At 72.7% G+C, this 18,924-nt stretch carries 10 protein-coding genes; 7 read left to right on the top strand and 3 right to left on the bottom strand.

The features are described 5' to 3' along the window. Window positions 1-9 precede the first annotated feature (9 nt). Genes ACWD3H_RS03050 through ACWD3H_RS03040 form a run of 3 tightly spaced genes read right to left on the bottom strand, consistent with a single transcriptional unit; the run spans window position 10 to window position 6,702 of the window. Window positions 10-306: an acyl carrier protein gene (locus ACWD3H_RS03050; protein WP_350913115.1), complete on the bottom strand. Its 297-nt coding sequence runs from the start codon at window positions 304-306 to the stop codon at window positions 10-12. 2 nt (window positions 307-308) lie between these two features. Continuing rightward, a complete protein-coding gene (locus tag ACWD3H_RS03045) occupies window positions 309-482 on the bottom strand; it encodes an MbtH family protein (RefSeq protein WP_350913117.1) in 174 nt (57 codons plus the stop codon). 1 nt (window position 483) lies between these two features. Beyond that, window positions 484-6,702 carry an amino acid adenylation domain-containing protein gene (locus ACWD3H_RS03040; protein ID WP_451953829.1) on the bottom strand — a complete coding sequence of 2,073 codons (6,219 nt, stop codon included), beginning with the start codon at window positions 6,700-6,702 and terminating at the stop codon, window positions 484-486. Window positions 6,703-7,068: 366 nt separating this feature from the next. Here ACWD3H_RS03040 and ACWD3H_RS03035 point away from each other — a divergent pair, with 366 nt between their 5' ends. From ACWD3H_RS03035 to ACWD3H_RS03005, 7 genes are read left to right on the top strand one after another with little or no spacing between them, the layout of a single operon-like run. After that, entirely contained in the window at window positions 7,069-8,535 is a 1,467-nt protein-coding gene (locus ACWD3H_RS03035) for a class I adenylate-forming enzyme family protein (RefSeq protein ID WP_355549020.1), read from the top strand. Next, window positions 8,535-9,800 carry a condensation domain-containing protein gene (locus ACWD3H_RS03030; RefSeq protein WP_451953828.1) on the top strand — a complete coding sequence of 422 codons (1,266 nt, stop codon included), beginning with the start codon at window positions 8,535-8,537 and terminating at the stop codon, window positions 9,798-9,800. The genes ACWD3H_RS03035 and ACWD3H_RS03030 overlap by 1 nt, the downstream gene beginning before the upstream one ends. Further along, window positions 9,779-10,018, top strand: a complete 240-nt coding sequence (locus ACWD3H_RS03025; RefSeq protein ID WP_350913125.1) for a phosphopantetheine-binding protein — start codon at window positions 9,779-9,781, stop codon at window positions 10,016-10,018. The genes ACWD3H_RS03030 and ACWD3H_RS03025 overlap by 22 nt, the downstream gene beginning before the upstream one ends. Then, on the top strand, window positions 10,011-10,934 hold the full coding sequence (locus ACWD3H_RS03020; RefSeq protein ID WP_451953827.1) for a thiamine pyrophosphate-dependent dehydrogenase E1 component subunit alpha: 924 nt from the start codon (window positions 10,011-10,013) through the stop codon (window positions 10,932-10,934). Before ACWD3H_RS03025 ends, ACWD3H_RS03020 begins: the two co-directional genes overlap by 8 nt. Continuing rightward, the gene (locus ACWD3H_RS03015; protein WP_451953826.1) at window positions 10,925-11,908 is read left to right on the top strand and encodes an alpha-ketoacid dehydrogenase subunit beta; all 984 of its coding nucleotides are present in this window, start codon (window positions 10,925-10,927) and stop codon (window positions 11,906-11,908) included. The genes ACWD3H_RS03020 and ACWD3H_RS03015 overlap by 10 nt, the downstream gene beginning before the upstream one ends. After that, the gene (locus ACWD3H_RS03010; RefSeq protein WP_451953825.1) at window positions 11,901-13,130 is read left to right on the top strand and encodes a 2-oxo acid dehydrogenase subunit E2; all 1,230 of its coding nucleotides are present in this window, start codon (window positions 11,901-11,903) and stop codon (window positions 13,128-13,130) included. The genes ACWD3H_RS03015 and ACWD3H_RS03010 overlap by 8 nt, the downstream gene beginning before the upstream one ends. Next, window positions 13,127-18,805, top strand: coding sequence for an amino acid adenylation domain-containing protein (locus tag ACWD3H_RS03005; RefSeq protein WP_451953824.1), 5,679 nt, complete (start codon window positions 13,127-13,129; stop codon window positions 18,803-18,805). The genes ACWD3H_RS03010 and ACWD3H_RS03005 overlap by 4 nt, the downstream gene beginning before the upstream one ends. Window positions 18,806-18,924: the final 119 nt, after the last annotated feature.

Raw genomic sequence — 18,924 nt, 5'->3', positions numbered from 1 at the left:
AGTCGGAGGTCAGGAGCGCGAGCGCCGTGCCTCGTCGATGTGGCGCTCCAGCGCGTCCAGGTCGTCCAGCAGGTCGAGCCCGTCGCCCGACAGGTCGATCTCCACCCCGAACTCGGTCTCCACCGCGTCGATCAGCCGCATCTGCGCCAGGGAGGTGACCCCCAGCGCGGACAGCGGGACCGTGGCGGTCAACGCCTCCCCGGCCGTGACCGCGCCGTCGGAGGCCGAGGCCACCATCGCCGCCAGCCGTTCCCTGACCATGACGATCTCCTCTCGTACGCTCCCCGGCACCACTCGGTCGGACATCTTCAGGACCTCCTCGCGCTGAGCGGGCGCAGGTCGGTCCAGACGCGGTCGATGTGGGCGAGGCAGTCCTCCCTGGTACCGCGGGCGCCCTCGTGCCGCCAGCCGTCCGGCAGGTCCCGGCCGTCCGGCCAGATCGAGTACTGCTCCTCGTGGTTGACCACGACGTGGTAGTCCAACTCAGCTCCCGGTCTCCATGAGGCGCGCGGCCTCCTCGTCGGACAGTTCGGCCAGTTCGGCGACGAGCAGTTCCTCCACCGCCGCCGCGAGGTCGGCCACGGTGCTCCGTGCGAACAGGGTGCGGATCGGCACGTCCACCTCGATGGCGGCGCGGAGCCTGGCGACGGCGCGGGTGGCCAGCAGCGAGTGACCGCCCAGCGCGAAGAAGTCGTCGAAGGCGCCGACCTCCTCGATCCCCAGCACCTCGCCGAAGATCTCGGCCACCAGCTCCTCGGCGTCGCCACGCGGGGCGGTTCTCGTCCGGGGGCCGGCCTCGGGCGCGGGCAGCGCGGCCCGGTCGAGCTTGCCGTTCCCGGTCAGCGGCAGGGTCGTGAGGTTCACCCAGAGCGTGGGGACCATGTGGGCGGGCAGCGCCCCGGCCAGATATCCGGCCAGTTCCTCGCCGGTGGCCGTGCCGACGACGTAGCCGACCAGGGTCTCCCGGCGCACCGCCACCGCGGCCTGGCCGACACCGGGGTGGGTCAGCAGCCATGCCTCGATCTCGCCGGGCTCGATCCGGAAGCCGCGGACCTTGACCTGGTCGTCGAGGCGGCCGAGGAACTCCAGCCGCCCGTCGGACCGCCAGCGCGCCAGGTCGCCGGTCCGGTAGATCCGTTCTCCACGCAGGACGGGGAAGCGCTCGGCGGTGAGGCCCGGCCTGGCGAGGTAGCCGGTGGCCACCCCGGCCCCGCCGACGCAGAGCTCGCCGGGGGCTCCCGGCGGGACCTCCTGGCCGGTGCCGTCCAGCAGCAGGACCGAGGTGTCGGCGATCGGGACGCCGATGGGCGGCCGTCCCGGGGAGCCGTCCAGCTCGGCGGTGGTGGCGATGATCGTCGCCTCGGTCGGGCCGTAGGTGTTGACCAGCCGCACCCGGTCGCCGAAACGCTCGCGCCAGCGGGTCACGGCCGCCTCGTGCACCTGCTCGCCGCCGAGGATCACCAGACGCAGGGTCGGCGGCCAGGGGATCTCGTCGATGTCGTCGACCAGCGCGTGCCAGTAGGCCGTGGGCAGGTCGAGCACGGTGACCTGGTCGAGGTGGTCGGGCAGGGTGACGCCGCCCTCGGGCAGCAGCTCCAGCCGGGCCCCGGCGGCCAGTGCCGGGTAGATCTCCTCGGCGTGGGTGTCGAAGCTCAGCGAGGCGAACTGGACCATCCGGTCGCCCGGACCCAGCCCGTACGCCTCGCGCATCCACGCGACGCGGGCGGCCAGGTTGCGGTGCGAGACCACGACGCCCTTCGGTGTTCCGGTGGACCCGGAGGTGTAGATCACATAGGCGGCCCCGCCGTCCGGCGCCGCCGGATCGGCGATCCGGCCGGTCTCCGGAGCGGGAGGCCGGTCGTCCACGTGGACGGCCGGGGTGGTGGAGGGCAGCCGGTCGCGCAGGGCCGCCGAGGTGAGGACGAGGCGGGTGGCGCTGTCGTCCAGCATGAAGGCGAGCCGCTCGGCGGGGTGGTCCGGGTCGAGCGGCAGGTAGGCCGCCCCCGCCCGCCAGACCGCGAGCAGGGCCGCGACGGCGTCGGGCGACCTGTCCAGGCAGACGCCGACCACGTCGCCCCCGGCGACGCCGTGCCCCCGCAGGAGCGCGGCCAGCTCGTCGGCGCGGGCGTCCAGCCCGGCGTAGCCGAGCGTGACGTCCCCGGATCCGATCGCGACCGCGCCCGGCGTGTCGCGTACGGTCGCCGCGAACAGGTCGGGCACCAGGGCGGCGGTGGGCCGTACCGGGCCACGGGAGAGGCGCAGGAGCAGGGCGTCGTCGTCCCCGGTGCGCAGCGGCAGCTCCGAGACGCGGTCGCCGGACGCGCCGGGCAGCGCGGTGAGCAGCAGGCGGAACCGCGCGGCCATGGCCTCGACCGTGGCCCGGTCGAAGAGCTCGGCGTCGTAGACGAAGCTGAGCATGAGCTCGTGCTCGTCCTGCCACGCCTCCAGCATCAGCTCCAGCTTGGCCTGCCGCATGCCGTGCTCGAACGCCGTGGCGGTCAGCCCGGCGAAGGCGTCTCGGGCCTGCCCGGAGTCCTGCGTGTGCAGGATGAGCATGGTCTGGAACAGCGGCGTGCGGGTGAGGTCGCGCTCGACCCCCAGGGCCCGCACCAGCTCCTCGAACGGCACGCCGCGGTGGGAGAAGGCGTCCAGGACACCGGTCCTGGTCTCGCGGAGCAGGTCCGAGAAGGTGGGGTCGGCCGACAGGTCGCCGCGCATGACCAGGGTGTCGCTGAGATAGCCGACGACCGGTTCGAGCTCGACCCGGTCCCGGCCGGCGGTGGCCGTACCGACGAGGATGTCGCTCCGGCCGCTGTGCCGGGACAGGAGAACCTGGTAGGCGGCGAGCAGGACCATGAACATGGTGGCGCCGTGTTCCCTGCCCAGCCGGGCCAGGGCGGCGGCCTCGGTCTCCGCCAGGCGGACGGTGGCCACCTCGCCGCGCCTGGCGGCCCCGGCGGTGCGTGGCCGGTCGACCGGCAGGTCCAGCGGGGTGGGGCCGGCGAGCCTGTCCCGCCAGTAGCCGAGCAGGCCGCCGAGGTCGTGCTCACGCTGCCAGCGGGCGACGTCGCCGAACTGGAGCGGGACCGGGGGCAGGGCGGTGTCGCCGGAGTACAGGCGTGACACCTCGTCGAAGACGAGGTTGAGCGACCAGCCGTCGCCGAGGATGTGGTGGAGCACGACGCACAGGACGTGGTCGTCCTCGGCGATCCGGATCAGCGCGACGCGCAGGGGCGGTTCGGCACCCAGCTCGAAGGGCGCGTTGGTCAGAGCCGAGACCAGCTCCAGTGCCTCGGCCTCGGCTGCGGCGCTCATCTCGTCGATGGCCACGGGACCCGGTGGATCGATGACCACGACCGGCGCGCCGTCCACCTCGGGGAAGCGGGTGCGCAGGCTCTCGTGGCGGGCGGCCGTGCCCGCCAGGGCGCGGGCCAGGGCGTCCCGGTCCAGTGGCCCGCGCAGCCGTCTGACCAGGCACATGTTGTACGACGCGTCGTCTCGGTCGAGCCGGTTGAGGAACCAGAGCCGCTCCTGGCCGAAGGAGAGCGGCGGGGCGGTTCCCTCGGGCCTCGGGCGCGGCCCGTCGCTCTCACGGACCGGGACGCCGAAGCCGGACCCCGCCCCCGCGATCGGGACGCCGGGGTCGGGCAGCAGTTCCGCCAGCCCGGCGACCGTCGGCCGGGTGAACACCTCGCCGACGGGAACCTCCGTTCCGGACAGCGCCGCCAGCCGTGAGGTGACCATGGTGGCCAGCAGCGAGTGCCCGCCCAGGGTGAAGAAGTCGTCGTGCGCCCCGATCTCCGCCGTCCCGAGCACCTCGGCGAAAACCTGGGCGACCATCCGCTCGGCGGGGGTGCGGGGGGCGGTCGCGTCCCGCGCGGGCGTCCCGCCCACCTCGGGAAGCGCGTTGCGGTCGACCTTCCCGTTGGGGGTCAGCGGCAACGCCGCCACCTCGACGAACACGCTGGGCACCATGTAGCCGGGCAGCTCGCGCGCGGCGTGCTCCCCGAGACCGTCGAGCGCTCCGCGGCCGTCCGGTCCTGGCCGCGCGGGCGGTGGCGCGGCGGGTACCGCGAAGGCCACCAGCCGGTCCCCGCGCACCGCGACGACCGCCTGCCGCACACCGGGGTGGGTGTCGAGCACCGCCTCGATCTCGCCGAGCTCGATGCGGTGACCGCGTAGCTTGACCTGGTTGTCGGTACGGCCGAGGAACTCCAGGGTGCCGTCGTTGCGGAGGCGGACGCGATCTCCTGTCCGGTAGTGCCGTGAGCCGCCGGGGCCGGGGACGAAGCGCTCCGCGGTCAGGGCCGGGCGGCCCAGATAGCCGGTGGCCACTCCCGCGCCGCCGATGAGCAGCTCTCCGGCCACCCCGATCGGGCACGGTCCGCCGGCGGGGTCGGTGACGTGGACGACGGTGTTGGCGATCGGGCGGCCGATGACGATCTCGCCGGGATTCTCCGGGACTTCCCAGGCCGTGGACCAGATGGTGGTCTCGGTCGGGCCGTAGACGTTGACGAGCCGGTCGAGGTGCGGGCGGAGCTCGCGGGCGAGCCGGGGCGCGAGCGGCTCACCGCCGGTCAGGCCCACCACGCGCGGCAGGTCCCCGGTGAGCAGGATCCGCCAGCCCGAGGGGGTGGCCTGTACGTGGGTCACGCCCTCGTCCCTGATCAGGCGCGCGAGCCGCGCGCCGTCCCGGGCCGTCTCCGCGTCGGCGACGACCACCCGGCCACCGGTCACCAGCGGCAGGTAGAGCTCCAGGGCGGAGATGTCGAACGACAGCGAGGTCAGCGCCAGCCACACGTCCCGGGGGGCGGAGCGCAGCAGCGCGCGCATCGCCAGCAGGAAGTTGGTCAGCGCCCGGTGGGGCACCACCACCCCCTTCGGCCGCCCGGTGGACCCGGAGGTGTAGAGCACGTACGCGGTGTCGCCGGGGCGTGGCCGCGTGGTCACGGCGGGGGCCGCGGTCGCCGGGGGAAGGTCGTCGAGGCCGGTCAGGACCAGCGCCGCCGCGGAGTCCTCGATCACGTACGCGACGCGGGCCTCGGGGTAGTCGGGGTCGACGGGAAGGTAGGCCGCGCCGCTCATCGCCACGCCCAGCAGGGCGACGAGCATGTCGGCACCGCGTTCCATCCGGACCGCGACCAGCGAGCCGTGCCCGATCCCCGCCGCGCCCAGCCGCCCGGCGAGCTCCGCCGCCCGCCCGGCCAGTTCCGCGTACGTGAGTTCCTCAGCTCCGGACCCGCCCGCCGGCGCGGTGCCGACGGGCGCGGCCCGTACCGCGATCGCGCCCGGGGTCGCCGCGGCCTGTTCGAGCAGCAGGTCGATCAGCGTGATCTCGGGCGGTTCGGTCCCGGTGTCGTTCCACTCCTCCAGCAGGGCGAGCTCGGCCTCCGGCAGCATCCGCAGTGAGCTCACCGGCGAGCCGGGGTCGGCCACCACGGCCGCGAGCAGTTCCTGGAAGCGGGCGACCAGCCGTTCCACGCTCTCGCGGTCGAACAGCTCGGTGCTGTAGATGACGGTGCCGTACAGGTGGCCGTCGTCGCCGGGGGAGAGGTCCATGGACAGGTCGAGCCGGGCACGGGACCAGCCGCTGGGGAAGGGCGTGGCGTCGAGGCCGGGCAGGGGCTCGGCCCACTCGCCGTGGGTGTGGAAGGCGAACATGGTCTGGAACAGCGGCGTGCGGCTGAGATCACGTTCCATGTCGAGGTCCGCCACCAGGCGCTCGAAGGGGACCTCCTGCCGCGAGAGCCCGTCCAGCACCATCCTGCGGGTGCGCCTGAGCAGGTCGTCGAAGGTGGGGTCGCCGGACAGGTCGCAGCGGAGGGCCAGCGTGGTCGAGAGGAAACCGATCATGGTCTCCAGCTCGGTGCTGCCGCGACCGGCCGAGGGGGTGCCCACGCAGAAGTCGTGCTGGCCGGTGTGCCGGTGGAGCAGGACCTGATAGGCCGCCAGCAGCACCATGAACGGCGTGCATCGGGCACGCCGGGCGAGGGCGCCGATCGAGGCGGCCATGCCGGCCTCGATCCGGAAGTCGACCTCGGCGCCCTCGCCGGTCCGCAGGGCGGGGCGCGGCCGGTCGGCCGGGAGCTCCAGGGCGGGCACCCCGGCGAGCCGCTCGGTCCACCAGCGGAGCTCGGAGTCCGCGGGGCGCAGGTCGCGCGCGTACTCGCCGTACTGCAGGGGAAGCTCGGGCAGCGCCGCGCCGCCCCGGCTGCCGTAGTGGACGGCGACCTCGGAGCGGAGCACGTTCAGCGACCAGCCGTCGCCGTTGATGTGGTGCAGGACGACGCAGAGCACGTGCTCCTCGGGGCCGAGTTCGATCAGCGAGACCCGGAACGGCGGCGCGGCGGCCAGGTCGAAGGCCGTGTTGGTGACCGCGGAGACCAGGGCGGCGGCCTCCCTCGCGTCCCGGGCCGCCAGTCGCTCGACCGGTACCGGCGAGGGCGGGTCGACGATCGCCAGGGGCTTCCCGTCCACCTCGCGGAACCTGGTCCGCAGGCTCTCGTGCCGGGTGGCCGCGGCGGTGAACGCGGCCTCCAGGGCGGCCCTGTCAAGGCGACCTTTCAACCTGTAAACATAGGATGTGTTGTAGGTCGAGTCGCCCGGGTCGAGCCGGTGCAGAAACCAGAGCCGCTGCTGGCCGGGTGACAGGGGGTACTCCATCGCCGGCCGGCCGGTTGGAACGGTCTCTGGTTGGAACACGCAGGGCTCCTTTTTCGGCCGCGGGTCCGGTAACTCGCGCAATCGCGCTGGAAATTGGTACGCAAAAGGCCCACTCCGTGCATATTTGCCCAGTTGGGCGGGCCTCGGGAAAGGTCACTTTCTGGAAAGAAACCTTTCAGTTAGTTCTGGGTGGTCAGTGTTACACCTTCACTCCAAGGGCGCAAGGCCCACTCTCGCGAGGGTTTTGTCCTCCCATCGAACCTCCGCCAAAGGTCTTGCAAGGCTGTGGCGATCATGTAAGACTGGCGCTCGATTTTGAATAGTAAAGATTCTTTCCTGTAGTGGCCTCAATGGCCACACGCCTTGATCGCATATACATCCGATCTTTAGTGGGAGGTTCACCCGGTGAACCTGACCGTCCCCCAACTGCTCGGAGACCGGGCACTCGCCGACCCCGACGGGGTCGCACTGATCGTGCACGGCTCGGCCCGGCTCACCTACCAGCAGTGGCACGAGCGGTCCCTCGCGCTCGCGAACGGCCTGCTCGCGCGCGGTGTCACCTCGGGTGACCGGGTGGGCCTGGTGTTCGGGGCCGCCGACTGGGCGGACTACGCCGTGGCGTTCTGCGGGGTTCTGGCGGCCGGGGCGGTGGCCGTACCGCTCTCCGACCGCCTCGCCCCCGATGACCTGCGTCTCATGCTGGCCAACTGCCGTGCGACCGGGATCGTCCACGCGGCCGGCCTCACCGCCGACCTCGCCGTGCCCGAGGTCGGCTGGAGCACGACCGTCGACCGCCTGAGCGCCGAAACGTCCTATGAGAAGGCCGACCTCGCGGCACCGGAGCCGGGAGATCTCGCCCAGATCCTCTACACCTCCGGCACCACGGGCCGCCCCAAGGGAGTCTCGGCCACCCATGCCAACCTGACCTATGGCTGCGGTTCCAGACGCCGCCCGTTCGCGCACTCCCGGCATCTCGTCCACGCCTTCCCGATCGGCACCAACGCCGGGCAGACGATGCTGATCAACGCGCTCGACGCCCAGCCGGCCGTCGTGACGCTGCCGCGCTTCACCCCCGGCCGCTTCGCGTCGCTGATCGAGTCCTACCGGGCGGGGACGGTCTTCCTGGTCCCCGCGATGGCCATCGAGCTGATCAACGCGGGAGTGGCCGAGCGGCACGACCTGTCCAGCGTGCTGCTGCTCGGCTCGGCCGCCGCGCCGCTGCCCTCGGCCGTCGCCCAGGCGCTGACCACGGCCTTCCCCAGCGCGACGATCGCCAACTACTACACCTCGACCGAGGCGGCCCCGGCTCAGACGATCATGATGTTCGACCCGGAGCGGCCGGGAAGCGTCGGCCGCGCCATCGCCGGGGGACGGGTCAGGATCGCCACCGCGACGGGTGAGCCGCTGGCGCGGGGGGAGACCGGAGAGGTCTGGATGCGATCCCCCGCGGTACCGCGCGCCTACTACGGCGACCCCGGCAGCGAGACCTTCCGCGATGGCTGGGTGCGGATGGGCGACCTCGGCTACCTCGACGCCGACGGTTACCTCTACCTCGTCGACCGGGAGAGCGACGTGGTGAAGTCCGGGGCCTTCAAGGTCTCCACGATCCACGTCGAAGAGGCCGTCCACCGGCACCCGGCGGTGATCGAGGCGGCCGCGTTCGGGGTTCCCCATCCGGTGCTCGGAAGCGTCGTCACCGTCGCCCTCGCCACCAGGGCGCCCCTCGCGCCGGAGGAACTGCGGATCTTCCTCAAGGGCCGGTTGGCCCCGCACGAGCTGCCCGCGCACATCGTCACCGTCGGTGCCCTGCCGCGCAACGACGGCGGCAAGGTCGACAAGAAGGCGCTGCGCCGGACGATGGGGGGCGTGTGATGTCCGGGTCCGAGGTCACGTTCACCCAGCAGGGCATGTGGGTGACCGAGCAGGCCGCGGGTGGTGGCACCGCCTACCACATGCCGTTGGTCGTTCACCTCCGCGGCGACCCGGACACCGGCGCGCTGCTGGCGGCCTGCGCCGCGGTGGTCGACCGGCACCCGGCGCTGGGCGGCGTGGTGGCGGAGGTGGGCGACGAGCTGCGGCTCGTGCCCGGCGCCGAGGTTCCGGTACGCCGGGCGGCGGCCTTCCCCGCTGATCTCCCGGCCGACACCCCGGGCTCCCCGGACCACGGGCCGGGCGTGCGGGAGGAGATCCTTCGCGCCTTCGACCTGGAGAAGGGCCCGCTGGCCCGCTTCACCCTGTTCGAGACCGGCCCCGGGCGGCACCTGCTGCTCTTCGTCGCCCATCACCTGATCTTCGACGGGCAGTCCAAGGACATCCTGGTGCGTGACCTGGCCGCCTTCTACAACGGCGAGCCGCCGCTCCCGCTGCCCGGAATCGACCACGGCAGGGCCGAGCGCGACCGGGTGGCCGCCGTGCTTCCCGCCGCGCGCGAGTTCTGGAAGCCCCGCTGGCGAGATCCGGGCGAGACCGTCGTGCTCGGCCGGGCGCTGAGGTCCCGGCGGGCGGGCGAGGGGCGGGTGCTCCGGTTCACCCTCGACCCACAGGTCCCCTCGGTTCCCGGCCTGACCCGCTTCGAGGTGCTGCTGGCCGCGCTGCACACGCGGCTCCTCGGCTACGGCAACGCCTCGGTGACCACCGCCGTCGACCTGTCCACCCGGCCCGAACAGGCCACCGGCCACATCGGCCTGTTCGTCAACGAGCTCCCGGTCGCCTCCACCCCGTCCGGGCGGGAGACCTTCCGCGAGTTCGCCACCGCGCTCCGCGCCGAGCTGCGCGAGGTCTACCGGTTCCGCCAGGTGCCGCTCTCCCGGGCGCTGCCCCGCATCCGGCCGCACGCCGCGCTGGTGCCCGTCTCCGTCAGCTACCGCACCCGCCGCGCCGCCGACCCGGTCTTCACCGGCCTCGACGCGTCCGTGGAGTGGACGGTCTTCAACCACGGGGTACGCGGCGCGCTGCACCTGCAGTGCGTGGACGGCCCCGGCGGGCTGGAGATCAGCCTGCGCCACGACCCCGAGACGGTGCCCGACGCCGCCGGGGTGGCCGAGGACCTGCGTCTCCTGCTGGAACGCGCCACCGATGACCCCGACCTGCCACTGCACGAACTTCTGGAGAACGAATGGGTTCCGTCACCACGCTGACCGACCAGGTGCGCGAGATCTGGGAGGAGGTCCTGGGCATCTCGCCGATCGAGGACGACGACGACATCTTCGACCTGGGCGGTCATTCGCTGACCATCACCCAGATCATCGCCCGGATGCGCAAGCGCCTGGACATCGAGGTCTCCCTGGACGACTTCTTCGACAACCCGACGATCGCCGGGATCGCCGGGATCGCGAGCTCCCTCGGCGATGACTGAGACCCTCGACGGGCTCCGTCTCTCCCGCCTCGCCGACGAGGACCTGGAGCTCCTGCTGCTGGTCAGGCACTTCGAGCTCAAGCTCCTGGAGCTGTACGGCAGGGGCGAGCTCAACGGCACCACCCACACCTGCCTGGGCCAGGAGTACGTCCCGGTCGCGCTCCGCCCCCTGCTCGGCCCGGCCGACCACGTCTTCAGCAACCACCGGGGCCACGGCCACTACCTGGCCAGGTTCCGCGACCCGCACGGCCTGCTCGCCGAGATCATGGGCAGGCAGGGTGCGGTCTGCGGAGGCGTCGGCGGCAGCCAGCACATCCACCGCGACCGCTACCTGTCCACCGGGGTGCAGGGCGAGAGCATGCCGGTCGCCGCCGGTGTCGCGCTCCATCTCAAGCGCGCCGAGCCAGGGGCCCTGGCCTGCGTCCACATCGGCGACGGCACCTGGGGCGAGGGAGCGGTCTACGAGGCACTGAACCTCGCCGCGCTCTGGCGGCTCCCGCTGCTCGTCGTGGTGGAGAACAACGGCATCGCCCAGTCCACCCCGACCGCGTCGCAGATGGCGGGCACGGTGGCCGGTCGGGCGGCGGCCTTCGGCATCCCGCACCTGCTGGTCGTCTCCACGGACGTCAACGAGATCCGCCTCGCGCTGGAGGAGGAGGTGGCGCGGGTGCGCGAGGCGGGGCCGCTGGTGGTCGAGTTCGTCACCCACCGCCTCGGGCCGCACAGCAAGGGCGACGACGTGCGCCCGGCCGACGCGGTACGGGCCGCCAGGGACAACGACTGGTACGGCCGCTACGCCCACGACCATCCCGGGCAGTTCCACCGGATCGACGGCGTGGTCAGGGCCGAGGTCCAGGCCGTCGCCGACGAGGTCGCGGCGCGCCCGCTCTCCCGCTGGGAGGCGCCGTGCGCGTAGCGGAGAACCTCAACGCGGCACTGCACGGGCTGCTGGACGACGACCCCACCGCCTACGTCCTCGGCGAGGACATCCTCGATCCGTACGGGGGCGCCTTCAAGGTCACCAAGGGCCTGTCCAGCCGCTTTCCCGGACGCGTGATCGGCACTCCGATCAGCGAGGGCGCGCTGACCGGCGTCGCGGCGGGTCTGGCGCTGACCGGCAACACGGCCGTGGCCGAGATCATGTTCGGCGACTTCGTGTCGCTCGCCTTCGACCAGCTCTGCAACTTCGCCGCCAAGTCGGTGTCGATGTACGGCGGGCGGCTGCCGCTGCGGATGGTGGTGCGCTGCCCGACCGGCGGCGGCCGGGGCTACGGCCCCACGCACAGCCAGAGCCTGCAGAAGCACTTCGTCGGCATGCCGGGGCTGTCGCTGTACGAGATGTCCCCCTTCCACGACAACCGCGTGGTGCTCGCGGCGATGCTGGAACGGGGCGAGCCGTGCGTGTTCTTCGAGGACAAGATCCTCTACACCCGGCCGATGGGCCGGGTGGACCCGCTGTTCCTCCTCCGCCGCGACGGAGACCTGGCCGTGGTGGACATCCGCGACTCCACAGAGCGCCCCGACTGCGTTGTCATCGCCCCCGGCGGGATGGCCCACCGGGTGCTGGCCGCGATGCGCTCCCTGCTGGTGGAACAGGAGATCTCCACCCGGCTGCTGGTGCCCTCCCGCCTCTATCCGCTGGACGCCGACGCGCTCCTGCCACACCTCGCGGACGTCGTCGTGGTCGCGGAGGAGAGCACCGCCGGGGGCACCTGGGGCAGCGAGGTGGCCCACCTGCTGCACGCCCGCGTCTGGGAGCGCCTGCGCGGCCCCGTCCGCCTCGTCCACTCGCGGGCCGCCGTGATCCCCACCGCCGCGCATCTGGAGAACGAGGTCCTGGTCGGGGAGTCCACGATTCACCGTGCCGTACGGGAGGCCCTGCGTGGCTGACATCCGCGTCCCCAAGCTCAACAACAACGACACCGAGTACCTGATCGTCGAGTGGCTCGTCGAGGACGGCGGTCCCGTCGTCGCGGGGGAGGCGGTCGCCGTGCTGGAGACCTCCAAGGCCGCCGACGAACTGGAGGCGGGGGAGTCCGGCCACCTGCACCACGCCGCCGCCCTCAACACCTGGATCGCTCCCGGCGCGCTCCTCGCCCGCGTCACCGCCGAGGCCACCCCGCCGCCCGCCTTCCCCGTCCTGGAGAGTCCCGCCCCGGCTCCGTCCGGCTCTGTCCTCTCCGGCTCTGTTCTTTCCGGCCCCGAGCCGGTGGCAGGCGAGGGCGTGGCGGGACGAGGGAACGCGCCGGCTCTCCAGCCGGTCGTCACCGATCCCGCCCGCGCCGCCATGGAGGAGTTCGGGGTCTCCGACTCCGATGTCGCGGCCCTGGGCCTGGCCGTCATCCGCCGGGCCGACGTGGCGGCCCTGGTCGCCCGCCGTACCGGGGAGACGACCACCACTGTGCGGGCCGACGCGCCGGAACCCGGCACGGATCCGGACAAAGCCGGCGGGCGACAGGCGGGCACCCACCGCCTGTCGCGGGTGCAGCGCGCCGTCGCGCGCGCCGTCACCGTCTCGCACGCCGCGATCCCCGCCGCGTACACGGTCGTGAGGTTCGAGGTGGGCCCGTTGCTGGCGCGGACCGGGGAGCTGAGCAGACAGGTCCGCAGGCCGGTCGGCCTGGCGGAGCTGTTCGTACAGGCCGTGGCGGCGCTGCACCCCGCCTTTCCGCTCTTCTTCGCCTCGATCGACGGGGACGAGGCACGGCTGGCCGACGCCCCGCGCGTCGGCGTCACATTCGACCTGGGCGAGGGCCTGTACGTGCCGGTCGTCCGCGACACCGGGTCGCTCAGGGAGATCGCCGAGGCGCTCATGCGTTACCGGCTCGCCGCGGCCGAGGGAGACTTCCGCGAGAAGGACCTCACCGGCGCCAACATCGCCGTCACCCTGCACACCGACGCCGACGTCGTCCTCGCGATCCCGCTCATCTTCCCCGGCACCGTCTGCGCCCTCGCGATCACCTCGCCGCAGTCCGAGCCGGTACTCGCCGAGGACGGCACGGTGACCGTGCGAACCGTCGCCAACATCGGCCTCGCCTACGACCATCGACTGATCAACGGCCGGGACGCCGCGCTCTTCCTCGCGGCCCTCAGAACGGAGCTGCGGGCTTGAGCGAGACAACGCTGTCGGACGCGAAGAAGGCACTGCTCGCGAGAAGGCTCCGGAACCGGGGGGAGTCGCGGGCCGTCGTCGCCCGCGCTCAGGGAACCGCCCCGCCCCTGTCCCACGCGCAGGAGCGCCTGTGGTTCCTGGAGCAGTACCGCCCCGGCACCACCACCTACACGGTCCCCGTCGCGGTGCGCCTGCGCGGGGAGCTGGACGCCGACGCGCTGCGCCGGGCGCTGGACGAGATCGTCGCGCGCCACGAGGCCCTGCGGATGCGGTTCCTCACCACCGAGGACGGCACCCCCGAACTCGTCGTCGACGAGCCGGGACCCGCCGAGCTGCGCGTCACCGAGGCGGCCGACGTGGCCGCCGCGATCGAGCTGCTCGACGCCGATCTCGCCGTCCCGTTCGACCTGGAGCGCGGCCCGCTCTTCCGCACGGTGCTGGTCCGGGTGGCGCCCGACGACCACGTGCTCCTGCTCGCCGCCCACCATACGGTCATCGACGGCTGGTCAAGCGACCTGCTCATCCGCGAGCTGCTCGCCCTGCACGACGGCGAGACCCCGCCGCCCGCGCCGGTCGGCTACGGCGACTACGCGCTCTGGCAGCGGGGCCGGGACCACCGCCGTGAGCTCGGTCACTGGCGCGACCGGCTCGCCGGGCTGCCCGCCCTCGAACTGCCCACCGACCGGCCGCGCCCCGCCGAGCAGCGTCACGAGGGAGCCGCGCTCGACGTCCGGGTGGACGCCGACCTCACCCGGCGGCTGGCCGAGCTGGGCGCCGCGTCCGGCGCCACGCCGTACATGACGTTGCTGGCCGCCTTCCAGGTGCTGCTGGCCCGCTACTCGGGGCAGGCGGACTTCGCCGTCGGCTCCCCGGTCGCCGGACGCGGGCTGCCCGAGCTGGACGGTGTCGTCGGCATGTTCGTCAACACCCTGGTCCTCCGCGCCGACCTGGCGGACGACCCGCCGTTCACCACCTTCCTGGCCCGTACCCGGGAGAGCGCGCTGGACGCCTTCGCGCACCAGGAGCTCCCGTTCGACCAGCTGGTCAGCGAGCTGAACGTGGTCCGCGACGTCAGCCGCTCGCCGCTCGCGCAGGTCACGTTCGCGCTGCAGAACTTCAAGGCGGGCCAGGAGGACGGGCGCGTCTCCTACCTCACCCTCCCGGCCAGGACGACCCGGTTCGACCTCGGCCTCTACCTGTTCGAGAGCCCGGACGGGCTGGTCGGTCACCTCTCCTACAGCACCGCGCTGTTCGACCCCGAGACCGTGGAGCTGCTGGCGGCGCGGTTCGAGACGCTACTGCGCTCGATCGTGGCGGATCCCGGTGCGCGGGTGGGCGAGCTCTCGCTGCTCGGTGATGACGAGCGGGACCGGGTCCTGGGCTTCGGGGCCGGACCCGCGCTCCGGCCGTCCGGCCATGACCTGCTCCACGACCTCCTCACCGCGCAGGCCGCGCTGACCCCCGGCGCGACGGCGGTGGTCCACGCCGGCTCGCCGGCTTCGGGCACGGCGTCCGCGGCGTCTGTGACGTTCGGGGTTCGCGGCGGCTCGCTGACCTACGCCGAGCTCGACGAGCGTTCCACTCGGATCGCCGCCCTGCTGCGGAACCGCCACGGCGTGGGGCCGGACAGCAGGGTCGGTGTCCTTCTCGAACAGTCCACGGACCTCGCGGCGGCGGTCATCGGCGTGCTGAAGGCCGGTGGCGCGTACCTGCCCCTCGACCCCAAGCAGCCTCGCGACCGCCTGGCGTACATGCTCGCCGACGCCGGGGTCGTCGCCGTCCTCACCGCCTCCGACCTGTGCGACCTGGTCCCCGATCTCCCCGAGGCGCCGGTGATCCGCCTGGACTCCGAGGCGCTGGACGAGACCGGGTTCGAGCCTCCCGGGGTCTCACCGGACCACCTGGCGTACGTGATCTACACCTCGGGGACCACCGGGCGGCCGAAGGGCGTCGGGGTGCAGCACCGGCAGGTGCTCAACTACCTCACCGGGGTCAGGGAGCGCTTCGAGGTCGAGCCCGCCTCGGTCCACACGCTGCTGCAGTCGCTCTCGTTCGACTTCGGGGTGACGATCCTCTACCTGTCGATCATGACCGGCGGTGAGCTGCACCTGGCCGACCCGCAGGCCCCGGCCGAGGAGCTCGCCGGGCAGCTGAGCCGCACCGACTACCTGAAGATGACCCCCTCCCACCTCGCCTCGCTGCTCGCCGCGGTGGACGACCCCGCCGAGCTGCTCCCGCGCAGGCTCCTCATCCTCGGCGGTGAGGCCTCCGGGTGGAGCTGGGCCCGCGAGCTGGCCGCGCACACCACGGTGGTCAACCACTACGGCCCCACCGAGGCCACGGTCGGCATCTCCACCCACGCCGTCACCGGCGAGGAGGAGCGGGCGCTGAACCTGCCGATCGGCAGGCCACTGCCCGGCGCCCGGGTCTACGTGCTGGACGAGCACCTGCGGCCGGTTCCGCCGGGTATGACCGGCGAGATCTACCTCGGCGGTGACCGGCTCGCCCGCGGATACCTCGGCCGCCCCGGGCTGACGGCCGACAGGTTCCTGCCCGACCCGTACGGCGAATCCGGTGCCCGGATGTACCGGACGGGTGATCTGGGCCGCTGGCTGCCCTCGGGCGACCTGTGCTTCCTCGGCCGCCGCGACCTGCAGGTCAAGGTCAGGGGCTACCGGGTGGAGCTGCCGGAGATCGAGTCGGTACTCGCCGGCCAGCCGGGGATCGCCCACGCCGTCGTCGAGCTGCGCGCGGACCGGCTGGTCGGGTACGTCGTCGCGGAGACCGCCGGCGACCGGAGCAGCGTCAGCGAGCTGCGGGCGAGGCTCGGCGAGCGGCTTCCCGAGTACATGATCCCCGGTCGGTTCGTCTGGTTGGACGAGCTGCCGCTGAAGTCGCACGGCAAGGTCGACCGGGCAAGGCTGCCGGAACCCGACGAGGCACGACCCGAGCAGGAGGCCGGATTCGTCCCGCCGGGAACGCCGCTCGAAGAGGCGATCGCAGCGGTATGGGCGAAGGTGCTGGGACTCGTCCAGGTCGGCGTGCTGGACGACTTCTTCGACCTGGGCGGACACTCGCTGCTCGCCGCGCAGGTGGTCGCCCGCCTCAGGAAGGCCATCCCGGAGGGCGGGCGCCAGGTCACCATCCTGGACCTGTTCAAGAACCGGACGGTCCGCGAGCTCGCCCGGCTCGTCGAGACGGCCGACGACGGCCCGCGCATGCTCCTGCACCGGCTCACCCCGGCCCGCACGGCCACCTCGACCCTGGTCTGCGTGCCGTACGGCGGTGGCAGCGCGGCCATCTACCAGCCGCTGGCCGACGCGCTGCCGGCGAACTGGGCACTGCACGCGGTCGCCGTCCCCGGCCAGGAGATGGGGCTGATCGAGGAGACCCGGCCGGTGGAGGAGGTCGCGCGGGGCTGCGTGGCGGAGATCCTCAGGGACGTCCGGGGGCCGCTCGCGCTGTACGGGCACTGCGGGCTCGGCGTCATGCTGACCGTGGAGATCGCCCGCCACCTGGAGGCGGCGGGCCGCCAGGTCGAGGCGATCTACCTCGGCGGCATCTTCCCCTTCGCGCGCCCCAACTCGCTGCTGGCCCGGCTGTCGAACCTGACCGACCGCCTCCGTAGCGACCAGGTCTGGGCCAACGCCCTGCAGGCCGCCGGTCTCGACGTGGAGGACCTGGAGCGCGACCAGCTCAAACTGATGATCGACAACCGCCGCAAGGGCACCAGGGAGGCGGAGCGCTACTTCACCCGCCTCTTCACCGACGGCGTCGAACCGCTCAGGGCGCCGATCATCTCCGTGGCGGGCGACCGCGATCCGGCCACCGAGTTCTACCAGGAGCGCTACCGCGAGTGGCACCTGCTGACCGGCTCCACGGCCGTGGTCGTCCTCGACGAGGCCGGGCACTTTTTCCTGAAATATCGGGCGGAGGAGCTCGCGGTCATCGTCACCGGCACCCACCGGGCCATCGCCTCCGGCGACACGGCGAAGCTGGGCCGCACCGACAGGTCCACCTGGTGGCTCGACGGCGTCTCCACCCAGGACGCCTCTGCTCGGGGCGTCTCCGTTCAGGACACATCGGCCCGGGCCGCCTTCACCCGAGCCGTCACGCCTCCGGCCGGGCCGGTAAAGGACACGGAGGCCGGAACCGGTCAGGACCCCGGTGAGCAGACCGTACCCACCGGAGCCGTCGTCCGGGCCGGGCGGACCCCGGCCGGGCCCGCTCTCGCCGGTCCCGGCACGGGCGGCGCGCCACCGGCGACCGGGCACCCCGGAGCGGCGGTCTCCTCGGTGAGTCCCGGCCCCCAGCCGAGCATGAGGCGGTTCGCCACCGTGGCCGCGGGACAACTCATCTCGATCGTCGGGTCGTCGCTGACCGAGTTCGCCGTACCGCTGTGGATCTACATCACCACCGGCTCACTCGCCAGGTTCGCCCTGTTCTCGGTCCTCGCGCTGGTCCCGGGCATGCTGGTCTCCCCCCTCGCCGGTGCCCTCGTCGACCGTTACGACCGGCGCCGGGTCATGCTCGCCGGAGACGTCGGCGCGTTCGGCACCCAGCTGGCCCTCGGCGTCCTGCTGTGGACCGGCAACCTTCAGGTCTGGCACATCTACCCGCTCCTGGTACTGCTCTCCGTGGCGCTGACCTTCCAGCGCCTCGCGTACAACTCGGCGGTACCGCAACTGGTCCCCAAGCGCTTCCTCGGCCACGCCAACGGGGTGGTCCAGATGGTCACCGGCACCGCGCAACTGGTCGTCCCGCTGCTCGCGGTCGGCCTGATGGCGGTGGTCGGCCTGGAGGGCATCCTCGTCCTGGACGTCGTCTCCTACGTCTTCGCGATCGGGGTGCTGCTCTTCGTCCGCTTCCCGAGGACCATGGCGTGGAAGCGCAGGGAGTCGCTGGTCGCCGAGATGGTCGAGGGCTGGAGGTTCTCCTGGGGTAACCGGGGCTTCCGCGGCATGCTGTTCTTCTTCGCGGTGCTCAACGTCTTCCTGTCCCCGCTCTTCCTGCTCATCTCGCCGCTGGTCCTTGGCTTCGCCACGCTGGAGGACGTCGGCCGGATCTCCTTCGCCGGCGGCCTCGGGGTCTTCCTCGGCGGCCTGACCATGACCGTCTGGGGAGGACCGAGGCGGCGGCGGCTGCGCGGCGTCATGCTCTCCACCCTTGTGCTGAGCCTCTTCTGCCTGGTCACCGGTTTGCGGCAGAACCTGCCCCTGATCGCGGTGGGCGCCTTCGGGATGTCGTTCTGGCTGACCATGCTCAACGGCGTCTACGCCACGATCATCCAGGTCAAGGTGCCGCAGCGGTTCCACGGCCGGGTCATCGCGCTCAACACGCTCATCGCCTGGTCCACCCTGCCGATCGGGTTCGGCCTGGTCGCGCCGTACGGCAGCGCCCTGTTCGAGCCGCTGCTCACGCCAGGAGGGCCGCTCGCCGGCACGGTCGGCCTCGTGCTCGGCACCGGCGAGGGCCGCGGCGTCGGCCTGATGTACGTGCTGTTCGCGGTCGCCATCGCGGTCACGGCGCTGGTCGCGATGCGGACCCGCACGCTGTCCAGGTTCGACCTGGACGTGCCCGACGCGCTCCCGGACGACCTGGTCGGCTTCCAGAGCATCCAGAGGCGCCAGGAACGGGAGCGCGACGAGCCGGCTGCCCAGGTGATCTCCACCTAGGCCCCGCCCCCTCCTCGCCGGGGCGAGGAGGGGGCGGGCGACGCCTCGCGGGGTGGAGGCTCGCGGGACGGGGACTCGCGGGGCGGGGGGAGGGAACCGTGGCGTGCCGCAGTGACCGG

This window comes from Streptosporangium sp. NPDC002607, assembly GCF_053592655.1.
Note: the sequence above shows the minus strand (reverse complement) of the source record. Positions and strands in the feature narration are given on the sequence as shown.